This is a genomic window from Plantactinospora sp. CNZ320, from assembly GCF_002846275.1.
In genome coordinates, this window is the sequence record NZ_PJMP01000001.1 from 7,559,175 (window position 1) to 7,574,367 (window position 15,193).

The window sequence follows — 15,193 nt, forward strand, 5'->3', positions numbered from 1 at the left end:
TACTTCGATGAGGCTACGACGACCGTCTCACAACAACCCGGCGGTACACCAGCGGAACGGCCGCGGATTACGACTGCTACGCGCTTAACCTGGACGGCGAGGGAACGCCCTGCTCTGTCTCTCAGCATGGGGTGGCCGAACTTCAGCTGGTGTCGGTGCGCGCGGGCGTAGCAACCGGCCACGGTGTACGCCCGGTCGCGGGAATCCATGAGCTGCTGACCGACGGGCCAGGGCGTGTTTTGTTGCCGGGTGCTCACCGAACTTCGGTCTGTTGAATCCGATCCGACTGTCGGCTGCGGTACGACCGCCGATGCTGGCCCGGCTCGCCGCCTTCATTCCGGCTCGACGGTTGCGAGGTTTGGTAACACAGTGGTCCTGCCGCAGGAACATCCTGTACATGACCGGACACACGGCCCGCGCCACCACTGCACGTGATGACCCGTTCACGACGGCGGCGACCCCAAATCTCACACCGGCTGACGCCCACGACGCCGCCAGTGCGGAAGAATCGACCACCGTCCCACGATCAAAATCGGTAACGCCCGCATGCTGCCCTACCTCGGTGACCAGCGGCCCAAGCCGTCGCGCTGCGTGAGTGGTTCCCATAGCGATCGATGTCCGGATCTGCCGATGAGCGAGTGCGCCGAGTCGGTCCCGGTCAGCTCACGCAGAGGCAGAAGGGGTGACCTGCGGGGTCGAGGAGGACACGGAAGGATTCCCCAGGCTGGTGTGGGTGTGTTTGGTCGCGCCGAGATCAAGCACTGCCGCCTCAGCGGTGGCGAGGTCATCGACGATCACGTCGGGGTAGATCTGCTGGGGTAGTTCCTGGCCCGGCCACTCGGGCGGACAACCCGAGCCGTCGTACCACCTCGTGATGGGTCACCGTAATCTCGCGGTCGATCAGGTACTCGTCGTCCTCCGGGTAGAACACGGCCCGCTCGACGTCGTCGCCGGCGAACCCGCGAATGTCGTCAAACGATTCCCACCAGCTGAGCGTCGTCACCTCGGACCGGCCGCCACCCACATCCCGAGTCCACATCTCGGCGCCGAGATTTCCCGGCGTCTGCCGGTATTCAGCCAGGCCCGTACGGGCGATGTAGTCGACATACTCACTGGCCCGGTCGGTGTTGACCCAGCCCCGCCACATCCGCGCTATCACGCGACGAGTCTACGAACCTCCGCGATACGAAGCCATCCGCTCATGCCGCCGTGCGGGCGCGCCCGGGTGGCAACTCTCGTCACCTTCCGTAAATGCTGATGCCGACGTCAGTCGGCCGCCAGCGCGTGCACGTGCTGCGGGGCCGGCCGATCGTGGTCTTGTGGTCGATCAAGTTCGTCGTGGGCCCGGGCACCGAATCGCCCCGGCCGTCGAGGTCCTGGCCCGACGGTCCGATGAGCGACCGGCCTGGCAGCCAGGCGAGTCGCTCTGGCGGGTTCCTTTCGAGGTACCGACCTCCGTCGAATCGTACCGTCGGATCCGACAGGATCGCGGTCTTCGAAGTCACCCCGGCGGGGAGAACTACACTGTCCTCGCACGCCCTCTGGAGGCCGAGCTCATTTCGGGCGCTGACCGAAGCGTAGTTGGGGTACGTCGTAGAGGTCGGGGTTCGGTTGCCGGTGCATCGTCGGCGAGGTGATCTCGATGATGAGCATTTCGGTGAGGAACTGGACGGTGGCGTCCAGCAGGTGGCTGGTGTGGGCGGTGGCGCTGTGTTCTTTCAGGCCGACGGTGATGTGAATGTGGGGTTTGATCGTCTGGGTTGTCTCGTCCCAGGCGATGGTGCCGCCGCCGAGGGCTTCGATGTTGGTGAGGTCGACGTGTGACCAGACGGGGGCGTCGGGGTTGTCGAGTCGTTGGCAGGTGCCGACGATCTTCGCCGTGGACAGGCCGGCGATGAACATGGGGATGTAGCCCTGTTTGATGCCGTGGGTGCGGCAGGCGTCGGTGAGGGCGGTGTGGAAGTCGTCGCCGTGGTCGAAGACGACGCCGATCATGCGGCCAGGGGTGAGGTCGTGACTACGCATCCGTCGCGCTCGTCTCCGGTTGATGGTTGCTGTTGATGGCTGTGGGCCAGGGCCAGGCGGCGGGGTCGGTGAGTCCACCCGCGGTGGTGATCGCTGTGCTGATGTCCTGCGGTTTCGTTCCGGCGGCGAGGAGGACGCGCAGCAGGATGCGGGCCTTGTAGGGGTGTAGCCAGCCGGCGGGGATCAGGCCGCGTGCGATGAGGTCCTGTTCGGAGCCGGGGAAGCCGTAGGTGCGGGTGAGGGTGGGGCCGGCGGGGGTGCGGGAGGCGAGGACGACCGGGATCCGTCCGGTGAGGGTGGTGAGGGTGTCCATGAGGGGTTCGGGGACGTGTCCGACGCCGAAGCCGGCGACGACGAGCCCGTCCAGGTGCGGGCCGATGGTGTCGAGGAGGGTGGGGTCGTCGTCGAGGGTGACCGTGTGTAGGCCGACGCGGGCGTGGTCGCCGGGGCGGGGAGTGGGGACGGTGAGCCGGTACGGCACCCTGGTGAGCATCCGCACCGTGCCTTCCACGACGTAGCCGAGCGGGCCGCTGTCGAGGGAGTGGAAGGTGGTGCCGCTGGTGGAGTGGGTTTTGCTGACCCAGCGGGCGGAGTGGATCTCGTCGGCGAGGACGACAAGGCAGCCCTGTTCACGGGCGGCTGGGGCGGTGGCGGTGTGGGTGGCGGCGAGGAGGTTGGCGGGCCCGTCGGCACCGGGGAGGGTCGGGTTGCGCATCGCGCCGGTGACGACGATCGGTTCGGGGCGCTGGTGGAGCAGGTCGAGGAGGTAGGCGGTCTCCTCGATTGTGTCTGTGCCCTGGGTGACGACCACTCCGGCCGCGCCCGCGTAGAGTTCGCGTGCCGCTGCGGTAGCGAGTTCGGTGATGTCGGCGACGGTCAGGGATGCGCCGGGGCGTTGACGGAAGTCCACCACGTCGATTTCGATTCCGGTCTCGGCGAGCCCGGGTACGGCGTCGACGAGTTCTCCGGCGGAGAGGGTGGGCCTTACCGCGCCGCCGTTGGTGCTGGTCATGGCGATGGTGCCGCCGAGGCCGAACACCACCACCCGTGGTTCGGACGTTGTCGGGATCGCGGACACGGGGGACCTTTCCGGCTCGTGGGTGGTGTGGTGCGGGGAGCCTATTACGGGAGGGTGCCGACGAAGCGGCACGCCTGGTTGACGCCGTCGAGGCAGAGGTGGCGGCTGCGGGGTTCGGCGAGGCCGCCGAAGCCGTACTGGCCGAGGTCGGCGCATCGGCGTTGCAGCCAGTGCCAGTCGAGGTTGAGGTGGTCGGCGAGGTTGCGTAGCCGGTCGGCTGGGGTGTCGGCGGCGATGACGGAGTGGGCGCGGACGTGGCCGAGGGCGTCGCGGTACTCGGCGAGGACGGTGGGTTGGTCGGTGACGTCGACGTGCCAGACGCCGTCGGCGCGGATCCAGCTGGCCATGATCGCGTGCCGCTGGTCCAGGACCAGTCCCGATAGCGTGCCGTACTCCGGCTCGTCCGTGATCGCGGTCTGGATGTTTAGGGATTCCATCAGCGCCACGGCGAGGAGCAGCAGGATCCGTTCGGAGGTGGATGAGGTCGTCACTGCTGGTGGGGGAACGCAGAACATTCGGGTCATCGGCTGGGCGGCGTTGCGGAAGTGTTCGGCGGTCTGGCATAGGTAGTGCAGCTTGTGGCGGAACAGCAACCAGGTGCTCGCTTCCTCGCCGCGTTGCTCCCTCGTCCAGTAGAGGGGCACGTCGGACAGGATGGTGGTGTGGCGGCGGATGTGGTCAGCGCAGAAGGTGGAGCCGAGCCATAGCCGTGACACGGGGTCGAGGTCGTCGGCGAGGTCGCGGCTGACCGCGGATCGGGTCAGGTGCTGGTAATCGGATGCGGCGGCCTGGGCGGCGTCCAATCTCGCGTCGTCGAGCAGCAGCGACAGGTCGAGGTTCGCCACCGCCCACAGCACGGCGGCGGTGATCGCGTCGAGTTGGTAGGCGCGGGGGATGAGTAGCCGGCTGTCGTGGTTGGTTCCGACTAGTCGCCGGTAGGCCTGCCGCGAGTCCAGCGCGAAGACGCTCTCACGGTCGGGTGTGTCGACGTGCCCGAGGACGAGCCGACGTTGGACTGGGCGGCGCCACCGCAGGTCGGCAGCGGCGTGGGCGATGGTGGCGAGGATGCGGCCGTCGTCGACCGCCGGATACATCTCGACGTCGATCAAGGCGCCGGGGAAGTGCTGCCCGCCAGGTGCCGAGACGGTCCAACGGTCTACCCCGGTTCGCCTCGCCGCTGAGTCGACCATCGTCACGTCGAGGAGGGAGGCGATGGCAGTCCTTGGCTCCGCTGCCGCTTCGTGGTCGGTGACCGCCAGGGTGTGTCCTGGCTCGGCCGGTTCGGTGTCCAGGTCGGCGACGGCCGCCCACCGGGCACGGCGTGCCGCCTCTGCCTGCTGCGCTTGGTAGTGCGCGTAGAGGTTCTGATAGGAGTCGTAGGCGGCGACGAGTTGGCCCTGGGCGTTCAATAGCGAGTCGCAGCGCTGCCAGAAGATCCGGTCGACAACCTGCTGGCCGCACTCGACCATGCCGTAGGTGCTGCGGGCCGTGGGTATCCGCACGGCGACATCCTTCTGGATGAGTCCCCGCGCCTTGCGCAACTCGGCGAGGCGGCGACCGAGATCATTTCTCGCCTGTTGGAGGTGCTGTCGCTCGATCATGAACGTGCCTCCGCTCCGCGTCAGGTTACCGGTCGAGCCGTTGGCGATGTGACACGCGGCGAGCTTGCCCTAACGGACCGCAGTGTTTCTTCTGGGGCGGTGGGTGGAGCGTGCCGCACGACGGGTGCGGTTGACGGCACGGTGCGTCGTACGGCGCGCTCCACCCGTTCACCCGACCGCACGGAGCCCAGGTCACGTGAAGCCGGGGAAGCGAATCGAGACGAGCGTGGCTGTTGTTCGCGGCGGCGATCGCCGCCGCCGTGCATCCGCGTCAGCCGAGCAGTCCCAGTTCGGCCAGGTGGTGGACGCATGCCGCCGCTTGGTCGCCGCTCATGCGCTTGCGGGCGGCCTCGGTGGGGTCCTCGCTGGCCGCGCCGTACTGCCACCAGGCTTGGCCGGTGTGCCGGTCGGTGACGACGAACCGGTCCTTGACCGCGGGACCGCGCACGATCAGCGAGGTCGTGTAGGGCTGCGCCACCACCGAGTGGATCATCGTGTGGTGCAGGGTGTAGGTGTCGCCGGGCTGTTCGGTGCGGACCATACGCGGTACCAGCGCGGCGGGGTCGATCGTGTCACCGAGGAGGTCCTCGGTGCCGTAGAGGGTGTGGGTGTAGCTGCCGTGCAGGATGCGGCTGACGTAGCTCCACCGGTGGTTGTGGGGCCGGTCGAAGTAGCCGGGCAGGAAGACGTGCAGTCGTAGCCGCCAGCCGGTCGGGTCGTCATGAATGACGATCTTGTCGAGGATGTCGTAGTGCTCGCACAGCCGCAGCAGGTTCGGGTCGGCGAGTGCGCCGTCGACAAACCCGCGGAGCAGGTCCCGCTCGGTGTCGAGGCGGGTGAGCAGCGTGTCGCTGGCGGCGGTGACGGCGGGCAGGTCGTTCCAGTCCAGTTTGCTGATCTCGGCGAGCAGGTCGTCCATCGCTGGGGTCCCTTTCAGACGGGGGCGGGTCGCTGGATGGGCAGGTGCTGGGGCACGGTGGCGGCGGAGCCGCCGCAGTGGGCGGTGCCGGCTTCGCAGCCGGCCCGCAGGGCGCGGTCGGTGTCACCGCCGTGCAGGAGCGCGTGGATGTAGCCGGCGGAGAAGGCCGCTCCGGCGCCGTGCGTGTGAGTGACCGGCCCTGGCGGCGCTGGCACGTGATGTAGGTGGTGGCGGGTGCGGGCGACGGCGCCGAGCCGGCCGACGGTGACGACGGCCGCGTCCGGTCCGACCCGGTCGAACAAATGCGTCGCGAGACCTTCCGCGTCGTCGGCGTCGGATTCGTCGACGCTGGTCTGCACGGCCAGCACCCGCTCACCCCGCGCGGCGTCAGCAACGGCGTCGGCGAGAGGGTCGCCGCCGCAATTGAGGACCAACCCGGCGCCGTCGGCGGCGGTGATCGCACGGGCCGCGCAGTGGGTGAGGACCTGGTAGCAGTCGACGTAACAGATCTTGGCCTGGGTGAGCGGGGTCAGGTCGGCCTGGTGCAGGTCGGCGTAGGCGTGGTGCAGGGCGGCGAACCAGGTGCGGGTGTCGGCCTCGTCAGCGATCACGGTCAGGTGCGGGCTGGGCACGTCCGGGTCGGGGTGGAGCGTGTGCCGGACACCGGCGGTGTTCAGATTGGCCAGCAGGTGATGACCGGCGGGATCGTCGCCGACCCGGTTGGTGATCAGTCCGACGGTCAGGCCGGCTCGGGCGGCGGTTACGGCGGTGAGCGGACCGTCTCCCGCCACGGAGGCGGCGATCGCGTCAACGACGGTGCCGCTGTTGGCGCGCGGGTAGGCGTGGACGTGGAGAACCTGCGCGGCGGCAAGGTAGCTGACACAGACGAGGTCGAGGAGACGGTCCGCCACTGTGCTACTCCTGCCAGCCGCGCTCGGAGTAGGCCTCGCCCTTGGCGTAGTGGGCGAGAGCCTCGGCCGCGTAGTCGATCATCGGGTCGGGCAGGCCGGACAGCGGGAACCACTGCCAGCCGGCGCACTTGTCCGGCTCGTTGTTGACCGGCTCGCCCGCCCAGCGGGTGACCTCGAAGAACAGCGCGGCCCGGGCGGACTCGGTGCGGTGGTGCAGCAGGTGCGCGAACCGCACGTCGGCGGGGTCGATGTCGACGCCGATCTCCTCCCGGGCCTCGCGGACGAGGCCGGCGATCGCGGACTCGGCGTCCTCGCCGTGACCGGATGGCAGGTGCCAGCGGCCGTCTCCCCAGCCGGTGTTCTGTCGCTGGCCGAGCAGGATCTCGTCGCCGCGGCGCAGGATCAGGTGCAGGTCGAGCTGGGCGCGCTGCTTACCCATGGGCTACTCCTCACATTCGGGTACGTCGGACTTCGGTGGGTTCGACGTGTGCTGGTCTAGGGCATGGTGTGGTCAGGCGTCGGCTTTCCAGAGGCGGCACACCGGCACGATGTCCGGCACCGTGCAGGAGGCGGCACCCATCACGAGTTCCTCGGCCGGGCATCCGCCGCCACAGCCGCCGGCCACGTGACAGCCGCCGCAGCTCGGTTGGATCAACACGCGGGTGAACAGGTCGAACTCGTTTCGACCCTTGTTGATCTCGATCCGGCCGTCGACCATGTTCGCGTAGTGCAGGTCAGTGTCGAACAGGTACGAGCAGACGTAGGCGCGGCCGTCGGGGAACACCGAGATCCGGTCCAGGGTGCGGCCGATGCACCCCTGGTAGCCCTGGGCGGCGTAGTGAGCGATGCGCTCGCGCCGCGCGTAGGTGGGCTGATACCAGGATCGCGTCTTGTAGCCGGGGGCGACGCGTTCCAGCTCCTCGTAGAAGGCGATCCACTCGTGTGGCGGCATCGCCATCTCCGTGGAACCGTTGCCGATGCCGATCGTGCTGAACACGTGGTACTTGACCAGGGACACGCCGAGGTCGTCGGCAACCTGCAGCAGCCGCAGACTGTCCCCGGCGTTGACCCGGTTCACCGTGCAGATGATCCGCACGTCGAAACCCCGCTCCGCAAGCGTGGCCACGTTACGCAGCGCCTCGTCGAAGGTGCCCTGCCCCCGGATCCGGTCGTGGCTGTCCGCCGCCCCCCCGTCCAGGCTGATCTGTACGTACGAGAAGTCCTCCGGCCGCATCTGGGCGAACTTGCGCCGGGCCGGCTCCAGCCCGTTGCTCGTGGTGATGACGTGCTCGAACCCGACCTCGCCAGCGGCGCGGATGATCCGGATGTAGTCCGGGTGCAGCGTCGGCTCGCCGCCCAGGACCGTCAGCTTCGAACTGCCCATCCGCCGCCACAACCGCAGCGTGTCGAGGACCTGCTCGTACGGCATCTTCTCGGCCGAGTCGAGCCGCTCGCCCATGTAGCAGTGCGCGCACCGCAGCTGGCAGCGGTTGGTGACGTAGAGGTACAGGTTCCGGAACCGGCCGTACTCGATCCGGTCGATCCGCTCCGGTGCGGCGTCGTGCGCGCTGGCGGGCAGCCGGGCGTGACCGTACGGGTCCGTTCCGACGTTGTCGGGACGGCGCAGGGTGGGGATCCCGACGCGAACAGGGGCCATGACGGACTCCTTCACACAGACGAGGACTCGACGAAACCGAACGAGCGGACCTGTGCCTTCACCGCCTCGACGCACGCGTCAGAGCCCGCCTGGGCGCTGACCGTCCGATACGGCGTACCGGCGATCCGCGCGGCCCGGCGAATGCCCGGAATGCGCTGCCGGTACCGGCGCAACCGGGCCGCGAAAAGGCCCGGCTCGTCGCTGCGCCGCAGAGCGAGGACGCCGCCGCAGCGCGCGCAGCACCCCGGCGACTCCTTGCTTGCGACGGCGGGGCGGTGCGGATCAGCCCGGGGGTCCGCCTCGCAGGTGGCGCAAACCCGGCGGCGGCGGGCACGTTCGGCCACCGTCAGGTCGCCGGCCACCAGCTCGACCACAACCAACCGGGACCTACACGACGCGGCGATCGTCGCGATCATGCGGAGCTGGCTCGCACTTCCAGGGAAGTTCTCCAGCACCACCAATCCGGCGTCGCCGAAGACGCCGTCGAGAAACGCCGCCCTCAAGACCATGTCCACCATGTCGTCGGAAAACCATCCCAGATGATCAGCGGTGTCGAAGACGCTGCGGTCGAATCTGCCTTCGGTCTGGCACGAGAAGGCAAACTCGCGCAACCGAAAGAGCCGGCCACTCAGGTCCGCGACCAACGCCGCTGAGATGCTGCTCTTGCCCACAGCCGGCGGACCGACCAGAGCCACGAACCCGCGCTCGTACGAGCGGCAAGCCTCAATGATGGGCGGCGACCCACCGATCCATCGGGCCATCTCAACCTCGAAACAGGACGTTCGACATCGTGGCCTCCCGCCGGACATCGGCTGCGTTGAAGCCTCAAGGCAACTCGAACCTGCCCCGTGTCGGATACCGCCGACACGAAATTCCGACATGGCCACGTGACCGCTACGCCGAGGGGCAGGGCCAGCGATGTCGAGAGTGCCGGTCCGGTCGGGGGCGTCTGTGTCGAAATCCGCTGTCGAGGGTGTTCGACATCCCGGTGGTTGGCGTTGGGTGGACTGTGCCGGATTGAGCGTGGCCACGGGCATGTGAGCAGCGGGTAGGCGCGAGCCGAATCAGCTGCCCGCTGACCGGCCGCAGCTCCGCGGAGGAAGAGCCGCAGCGCGGCCGTCACGGCTCGCTGCGGCACTGCCGGCACCAGGCTCCGTCCGTAGACCGGCTCGTATCACCAGGACGGGAGCGCCAAAAGCTCGATGTCGGTCAGAGGGATCAACGAACCGTAGGGGGTATGTGCATGGAGACGTTCGGGGACTCCGATGATGCGGGGAAGTTCCGCTCCGCGATGACGGAGAAGCTGCTAACGGATTGCCTGATCACCACCCCTGTGGTGGAGGCCGCGTTCCGGACGGTGCCCCGGCACGCGTTCGTCCCGGCCGGGTTCACGCTGGAGGCCGTGTACGACGCCGACGAGTCGCTGGTGACCAAGACCGACCCGCATGGTGCCACCATTTCCTCGATCAGCGCGCCGTTCGTCCAGGCGAGGATGCTTGAGCAGGCTGCGCTGCGGCCCGGGTTGCGCGTGTTGGAAATCGGTTCGGGGGGTTACAACGCGGCGTTGCTGGCCCAGGTTGTCGGCCCCGAGGGGCGTGTGGTCAGCGTTGACATCGACGAGGAGGTGACCGGCCGGGCCCGGGCGGCGCTGGAGGCCACCGGGTACGGCGACCGGGTCACGGTCGTCCGGGCCGACGCGCAGCAGAGCCTGCCCGGGTACGGCAGGTTCGCGGCGATCATCGTCACGGTCGGCGCGTGGGACATCTCCCCGGCCTGGCTGGACCAACTGGCGCTCAACGGGACGCTGGTCGTGCCGTTGCGGATGGGCGGGGTCACCCGTTCGGTCGCCTTCCGCCGCGACGGCGACCACCTGGTGAGCGAGAGCACCGAGGTGTACGGGTTCGTGCCGATGCAGGGCGCCGGGCAGCACACGGAGCAGGTCTTCGAACTGGCAGACGCGAACGGCCACCACGTCCGGCTCCGGTTCGACGAGACCGTCCCCCAGGGCATCGACCGGCTCGACGAGGTCCTAGCGACCGGCCGCGCCGAGGTGTGGTCAGGCGTCACGATCCCGCACAGGACGTCGTTCGCCGACCTGCACCTATGGAACGCAGGCTTCCTGCCCGGGTTCTGTCAGATCGAGGCCGAGGACGGCACCGAGCTGGCCACCGAGCGCGGGCAGTGGTTCCCCTACGGCGTCGTGCGGGACGCCTCGTTCGCCTACCTCGCGATCCGACCCGCGTTGGATGGCCCGGGAGTGGAGTTCGGGGCACGCGCCTACGGCCGGCACGGCGAGCTGCCCGCGACCGCGATGGTCGAGCAGATCCAGGCCTGGGACCGCCACGGCCGCCCCGCTCCGACGATCGGCTACTGGCCGAACGGCAGCGACGACTCCGCCCTGCCGCAGGGTGCTGCGGTCCTGCCCAAGACCCACGGTCGGGTTACGATCTCCTGGCCCACAGCGGGCTGAACCACTCGCTAGCCGCCCCGCCGGGCGGCTAGTTGTAGTGACCATGAGCGTTGTTGACGGCGTGTCGGCTTGATTGATGGAGAGACCTCCGGCGAGGTGTGAGGTGCTGACGCCCATACCTACCGGAGGTCTCTATGGCCCACCGTAACGCCCGGCTGACCGTGTACGCCCGCCGCCTGCTCATCACGCGTGTCATCGACCAGGGCCGTCCGGTCGCGCACGTGGTCAAGGAGCTGGGCTGCTCACGCGCCACCGGCTACAAGTGGCTGGCCCGCTGGCGAGCCGAAGGCGACCCGGGTCTGCACGACCGGCCCAGCACCGCCCACCGGCTGCCTCGCAAAACCCCGCCCGAGGTCGAACATCTGGTCTGCCACCTGCGGACCACCCGCAAACTCGGCCCCCGCCGACTCGCCCCACTGCTCGGCCTTGCCGCCTCGACCGTGCACGCCGTCCTGACCCGCCACGGGCTGCACCGCCTGGCCTGGCTGGACCGGCCCACCGGCCAACCCGTACGCCGCTACGAACGCGACCACCCCGGCGAACTCATCCACGTCGACGTCAAGAAACTCGGCCGCCTCCGCGACGGCGGCGGCTGGCGAGCCCACGGCCGCGACAGCCTCGAACACCGCCGCACCCGCTACGGCACCCGAGTCGGCTTCGACTACGTCCACTGCGCCGTCGACGACCACACCCGCCTCGCCTACGCCGAAATCCACCCCGACGAGAAGACCACCACCTGCGCCGACTTCCTCCGCCGCGCCGCCAGACACTTCGCCGCCCTCGGCATCACCGGCATCGAACGAGTCATGACCGACAACGCCCTGGCCTACCGACGCGGCCGAGCATGGCACCAAGCCCTGACCGACCTCGGCGCCCAAGCCCGCTTCACCCGCCGCTACCGGCCACAGACCAACGGCAAAGCCGAACGCTTCAACCGCACCCTGCTCGACGAATGGGCCTACCAACAGCCCTACACCAGCAACCAACACCGCGCCGAGGCTCTACCCGCCTTCCTCCACACCTACAACTACCATCGCGGGCACACCTCACTCGGCGGCCAACCACCCATCAGCCGCGTCAACAACGGTGCTGGTCCCTACAGCTAGGGAGTGTGTCGATTTCCGTGTTTGGGCCTGTGGTGTGATCGAGGTTGTTAGATGGTGATCCGGTCGCCGTAGGCGAGGATCAGGGCGTTCAGGGCCTTGGCCCAACCGTAGACCCGGCCGGTGATGCTCCCGCCACCCCGGCGTTTCTGCTGGACGACGAGGTAGAGGACTTTCATCGCGGCCTGCTCGGTCGGGAAGTGTCCGCGCCGGCGGGCGGCTTGCCGGAACCGGGCGTTGAGGCTCTCGATGATGTTGGTGGTGTAGAGGACCTTGCGGACCTCGTGGTCGTAGTCGAGGAACGGCACGAACTGCGGCCAGGAGGTCCGCCAGAGCCGGATCACGGCGGGGTACTGGTCGCCGAACTCGGCGGCGAAGGCCTCGAAGCGGGCCTCCGCAGCCGCGACGGTGGGGGCGGTGTAGATCTCCCGCAGGGCGGGGGTGATCTTCTGCCAGTCCTTGCGATTCGTGTAGCGCAGACTCGCTCTGACGAGGTGCACGACGCACTGCTGGTGCACCGCCTGCGGCCACACCTGCTCGATCGCATCGGTCATGCCCTTCAAGCCGTCGGAGCAGACCATGAACACGTCCTCCACACCACGGTTACGCAGCTCGGTAAGGTAGCCGGCCCACTGCTTGGCGCCCTCACCGCCGGTGCCGGCCCACATACCGAGCACGTCACGTTCCCCGTCGAGACTGATGCCGACGACGACGTAGACGGGCCGGTTCGCGACCTGCCCCTGCCGAATCTTCATCACCAGGGCGTCGATGAACACCACCGGATAGATCCGGTCCAGAGGCCGCTGCCGCCACGCTTCCATCTCGTCCACGACGCTGTCGGTGACCCGGCTGATCAACTCCCGGGACACGTCGGCGTCATACACGTCCGCCAGGTGCGCGGAGATCTCCCCGGTCGTCAAGCCCTTCGCGTACAGCGACAGGATCGCCTCGTTGAACCCGTCCAACCTGCGGGCGTGCTTCGGGACGATCCGCGGCGTGAACGAACCCGCCCGGTCCCTCGGGACCTGGATCCGCACCGGCCCGACCTCGGTCTGCACCGTCTTGCCTCCGTGCCCGTTACGGATGTTGACCCGCCGGCCGGTCGCCTCATCGACACCGGCCTCGTCGAGGTGCGCGTCCAGCTCCGCACCGAGCGCTGACTCAAGAACCGTCCGGGTGATTCCCGCGAGGAGCCCACCCGGCCCGACCAACGAGACTCCGTCGGCCTTGGCCCGCTCGACCAGTTGCTGAGCGAACTCCACCTCCGCCGCCGACGGCCGCGGAAGCTGAACAGCGTTCTTCTTGTCTGCCATGACATGGTCCTTCCCGGACAGGATCAACGTCCTGTCCAACGGACCACACCCAGGTCAAACACGGAAATCTACGCAGTCCCTACAGCTAGTGCCGTGACCACGAACGTTCGCGGTGTTGGGGTCAGGCTGCTCGGGTGGCGGGTTGGCCCCAGCGTCGTTGTCGTTCGCTGCGGATGCGGGCGCGTTCGCGGCGTTGGGCGGCCAGGACGTCGGGGTGGCGGGCGTTGGCGTTGCGCCAGCGCAGGTATGCCTGCAGTTTCCGGGTCAGCGCGGGGTGGTTGGGGTGGTTCGAGCCGGCGATGACGAAGGTGCGTAGTGGCCCGAACTGGGCCTCGATTGGGTTGGCCCAGGAGGCGTAGGTCGGAGTGAAGCAGAGCTCGACCTTGTTGCGGGCCGCCCACCTGCGGATCTTCGAGCCCTTGTGAGCCGACAAGTTGTCCAGGATCACGTAGATCGGTGCACCGTCCGGGCGGGCGGCGCGGATCGACTTGAGCGCGGCGAGGGTGTTCGCCGCGCTCTTGCGCCGCCGGACGACGCCCCAGAGCTGGTCGTCACCAACGGAGTAGCAGCCGTGGAACTGCCGGACCCCGTGCAGCTTGTGATAGTTCGCGGGCAGCCGGTGGGGATGCCCTGCCGGAGCCCAACCAGCACCGGCCTGCGGCCGGATCACCAGAGGCCCGAACTCGTCGAACGCGAACACTCGCTGCGGGAAGCGGCTGCTCACGTACTCGATCCGGGCGAGCTTGGCGTCCCGGTCAGGGTCGGTGGACTCCTTCCACGTCTTCGTCCGTTGAAAGGTGATCTTGTGCTGGTGCAGAATCTGCCGCAGCCGTTCTCGACCGATACGGATCCGGCGGGCGGTATCCGAGCTCAGGTGCTCGGCGAGCTTGCGTACGCTCCAGCGGGTGAACGGGCGTCCCAGCTTCTCGGGGCGGGTATTGGCCGTCTCGACGATGAACTGTTCCTCGTCGCTACTGATCTGGCGGGGACGGCCACCCGCCCACTGAGGGTCCAGGCAGGCCATCCCCATCTCGTTGAACCGGTGGATGACCTGCCGGATCGTGTCCTCATCGGCCTGGACGAGGCGGGCGATCGCCGGCACCGTGTTCCCACCGGCCGAGGCGAGCACGACCATCGCCCGTCGCAGTCGGATCGGGGAACCGGTTCCCCGGCGGGTGATTCTGAGCAGCTGCTGACCTTCCTGATCACTCAGCCGCCGCACGCGTACAGGATCTGCCACCGCTACAGCCTGACCGCTACGACGCCGCCCGGCCGACAGGCCCCACGGCGTGTCATGCAACACCGTGAACGTTCGTGGTCACGGCACTAGCTCGCAATGGCGCTGCAGGAACCTGGCTGGGAAATAGTTCGTCAGGTACTCCTGCGTCCACTCCTCGCCTGTGACGCTCAACCCGATTAGGTGACGTTGAAGCTCCGTCAGCACGGACGAGCGGAGGATCGCCAGCTCCGCCGCCGCCAAGCCGAGGCCCGCGTGGAATCGTCTCTCGATCTCGTCGTCATCCGGCAACGCCTGGTCATCGCGGTTGAACACACCTGAGCGTTCCAGCTCGGCGATCGCGCTCCGGTGGGTTCGCAATTGCGACAGCGCCTGCGCGTGGGCGCTGGCCAGGGCGTGGGCTTGGTGGTAGCTGTCACGCAACACGAGTTCAGAAAGGTCGCTGGCTAGGTCGGCGAGCTGCGTATCGCGTTCGGCTGTGGTCAGCGTTGCGGGTGCCGAAAATCTCATCCGCGCTGGTCAGGCGGCACGATCGTATTCGTGGAGGAGCCCGCCGAGTCGGTCGTGTCGGTGGACGTGCAGGTGTGTCAGCGTGGCGGGTTCGGTGATCGGCTTGGGCAGCGGACGTAGCGGTCGGCCGTTCGCGATGCCCCGGTGAGGAGGATGTTCGTTGTGGTGGCCTTCGTACTCGCGCAGGGCGCGCAGCAGATGAACCTGGTTCGTCGAGGTTGGTCGTGGGTACCGGTTGGGCATTTCGCGTAGCGCGGGCTCGTCGACCTGGATCACTCTGATCCCCGGCGGTCTGGAGGTCGTGGTACTCGTCGCGTAGGGCGAGTGGATCGGTCGGTGCTGAGGGTGGCGACCGCCGAGCCTGCGGTG

The 15,193-nt window shown here is 68.3% G+C and carries 15 protein-coding genes; 2 read left to right on the top strand and 13 right to left on the bottom strand.

The features are described 5' to 3' along the window. Positions 1 to 784: 784 nt before the first annotated feature. The 9 genes from CLT71_RS33915 to CLT71_RS33955 form a co-directional block, all read right to left on the bottom strand. Entirely contained in the window at positions 785 to 1,159 is a 375-nt protein-coding gene (locus CLT71_RS33915) for a hypothetical protein (protein ID WP_199187808.1), read from the bottom strand. Positions 1,160 to 1,554: 395 nt separating this feature from the next. Further along, positions 1,555 to 2,025 carry a PCC domain-containing protein gene (locus tag CLT71_RS33920; RefSeq protein WP_101370693.1) on the bottom strand — a complete coding sequence of 157 codons (471 nt, stop codon included), beginning with the start codon at positions 2,023 to 2,025 and terminating at the stop codon, positions 1,555 to 1,557. Beyond that, positions 2,018 to 3,094: an asparaginase gene (locus tag CLT71_RS33925; RefSeq protein ID WP_486483750.1), complete on the bottom strand. Its 1,077-nt coding sequence runs from the start codon at positions 3,092 to 3,094 to the stop codon at positions 2,018 to 2,020. The genes CLT71_RS33920 and CLT71_RS33925 overlap by 8 nt, the downstream gene beginning before the upstream one ends. Positions 3,095 to 3,147: 53 nt before the next feature. Then, the gene (locus tag CLT71_RS33930) at positions 3,148 to 4,704 is read right to left on the bottom strand and encodes a helix-turn-helix domain-containing protein (protein WP_101370695.1); all 1,557 of its coding nucleotides are present in this window, start codon (positions 4,702 to 4,704) and stop codon (positions 3,148 to 3,150) included. 271 nt (positions 4,705 to 4,975) lie between these two features. After that, the gene (locus CLT71_RS33935; RefSeq protein WP_101370696.1) at positions 4,976 to 5,623 is read right to left on the bottom strand and encodes a hypothetical protein; all 648 of its coding nucleotides are present in this window, start codon (positions 5,621 to 5,623) and stop codon (positions 4,976 to 4,978) included. Positions 5,624 to 5,637: 14 nt separating this feature from the next. Further along, positions 5,638 to 6,534 carry a PfkB family carbohydrate kinase gene (locus CLT71_RS33940; RefSeq protein WP_101370697.1) on the bottom strand — a complete coding sequence of 299 codons (897 nt, stop codon included), beginning with the start codon at positions 6,532 to 6,534 and terminating at the stop codon, positions 5,638 to 5,640. A gap of 4 nt (positions 6,535 to 6,538) precedes the next feature. Next, positions 6,539 to 6,973: an NUDIX domain-containing protein gene (locus tag CLT71_RS33945; RefSeq protein WP_101370698.1), complete on the bottom strand. Its 435-nt coding sequence runs from the start codon at positions 6,971 to 6,973 to the stop codon at positions 6,539 to 6,541. 72 nt (positions 6,974 to 7,045) lie between these two features. Continuing rightward, positions 7,046 to 8,191, bottom strand: a complete 1,146-nt coding sequence (locus CLT71_RS33950; RefSeq protein WP_101372016.1) for a radical SAM/SPASM domain-containing protein — start codon at positions 8,189 to 8,191, stop codon at positions 7,046 to 7,048. An 11-nt stretch (positions 8,192 to 8,202) separates the two neighbouring features. Continuing rightward, complete coding sequence (locus tag CLT71_RS33955; RefSeq protein WP_101370699.1) at positions 8,203 to 8,952, bottom strand: P-loop NTPase family protein; 750 nt, start codon at positions 8,950 to 8,952, stop codon at positions 8,203 to 8,205. Between the two features lie 482 nt (positions 8,953 to 9,434). Here CLT71_RS33955 and fxlM point away from each other — a divergent pair, with 482 nt between their 5' ends. After that, the gene (gene fxlM / locus CLT71_RS33960; protein WP_486483597.1) at positions 9,435 to 10,661 is read left to right on the top strand and encodes a class I SAM-dependent methyltransferase; all 1,227 of its coding nucleotides are present in this window, start codon (positions 9,435 to 9,437) and stop codon (positions 10,659 to 10,661) included. A gap of 134 nt (positions 10,662 to 10,795) precedes the next feature. Then, complete coding sequence (locus CLT71_RS33965; RefSeq protein ID WP_101370701.1) at positions 10,796 to 11,767, top strand: IS481 family transposase; 972 nt, start codon at positions 10,796 to 10,798, stop codon at positions 11,765 to 11,767. Positions 11,768 to 11,814: 47 nt separating this feature from the next. On the opposite strand, the gene CLT71_RS33970 is transcribed toward CLT71_RS33965, so the two are convergent. The 4 genes from CLT71_RS33970 to CLT71_RS33985 all read right to left on the bottom strand — a co-directional run bounded on the left by CLT71_RS33970 (position 11,815) and on the right by CLT71_RS33985 (position 15,100). Continuing rightward, positions 11,815 to 13,077, bottom strand: coding sequence for an IS256 family transposase (locus CLT71_RS33970; protein ID WP_101370702.1), 1,263 nt, complete (start codon positions 13,075 to 13,077; stop codon positions 11,815 to 11,817). Positions 13,078 to 13,198: 121 nt separating this feature from the next. Beyond that, positions 13,199 to 14,317 carry an IS630 family transposase gene (locus tag CLT71_RS33975; protein ID WP_486483598.1) on the bottom strand — a complete coding sequence of 373 codons (1,119 nt, stop codon included), beginning with the start codon at positions 14,315 to 14,317 and terminating at the stop codon, positions 13,199 to 13,201. Positions 14,318 to 14,395: 78 nt separating this feature from the next. Beyond that, positions 14,396 to 14,824: an NAD-glutamate dehydrogenase gene (locus tag CLT71_RS33980; protein ID WP_101370704.1), complete on the bottom strand. Its 429-nt coding sequence runs from the start codon at positions 14,822 to 14,824 to the stop codon at positions 14,396 to 14,398. Between the two features lie 9 nt (positions 14,825 to 14,833). Beyond that, positions 14,834 to 15,100 (bottom strand): integrase, encoded by a 267-nt coding sequence (locus CLT71_RS33985; RefSeq protein ID WP_486483599.1) that lies wholly within the window; start codon positions 15,098 to 15,100, stop codon positions 14,834 to 14,836. Positions 15,101 to 15,193: the final 93 nt, after the last annotated feature.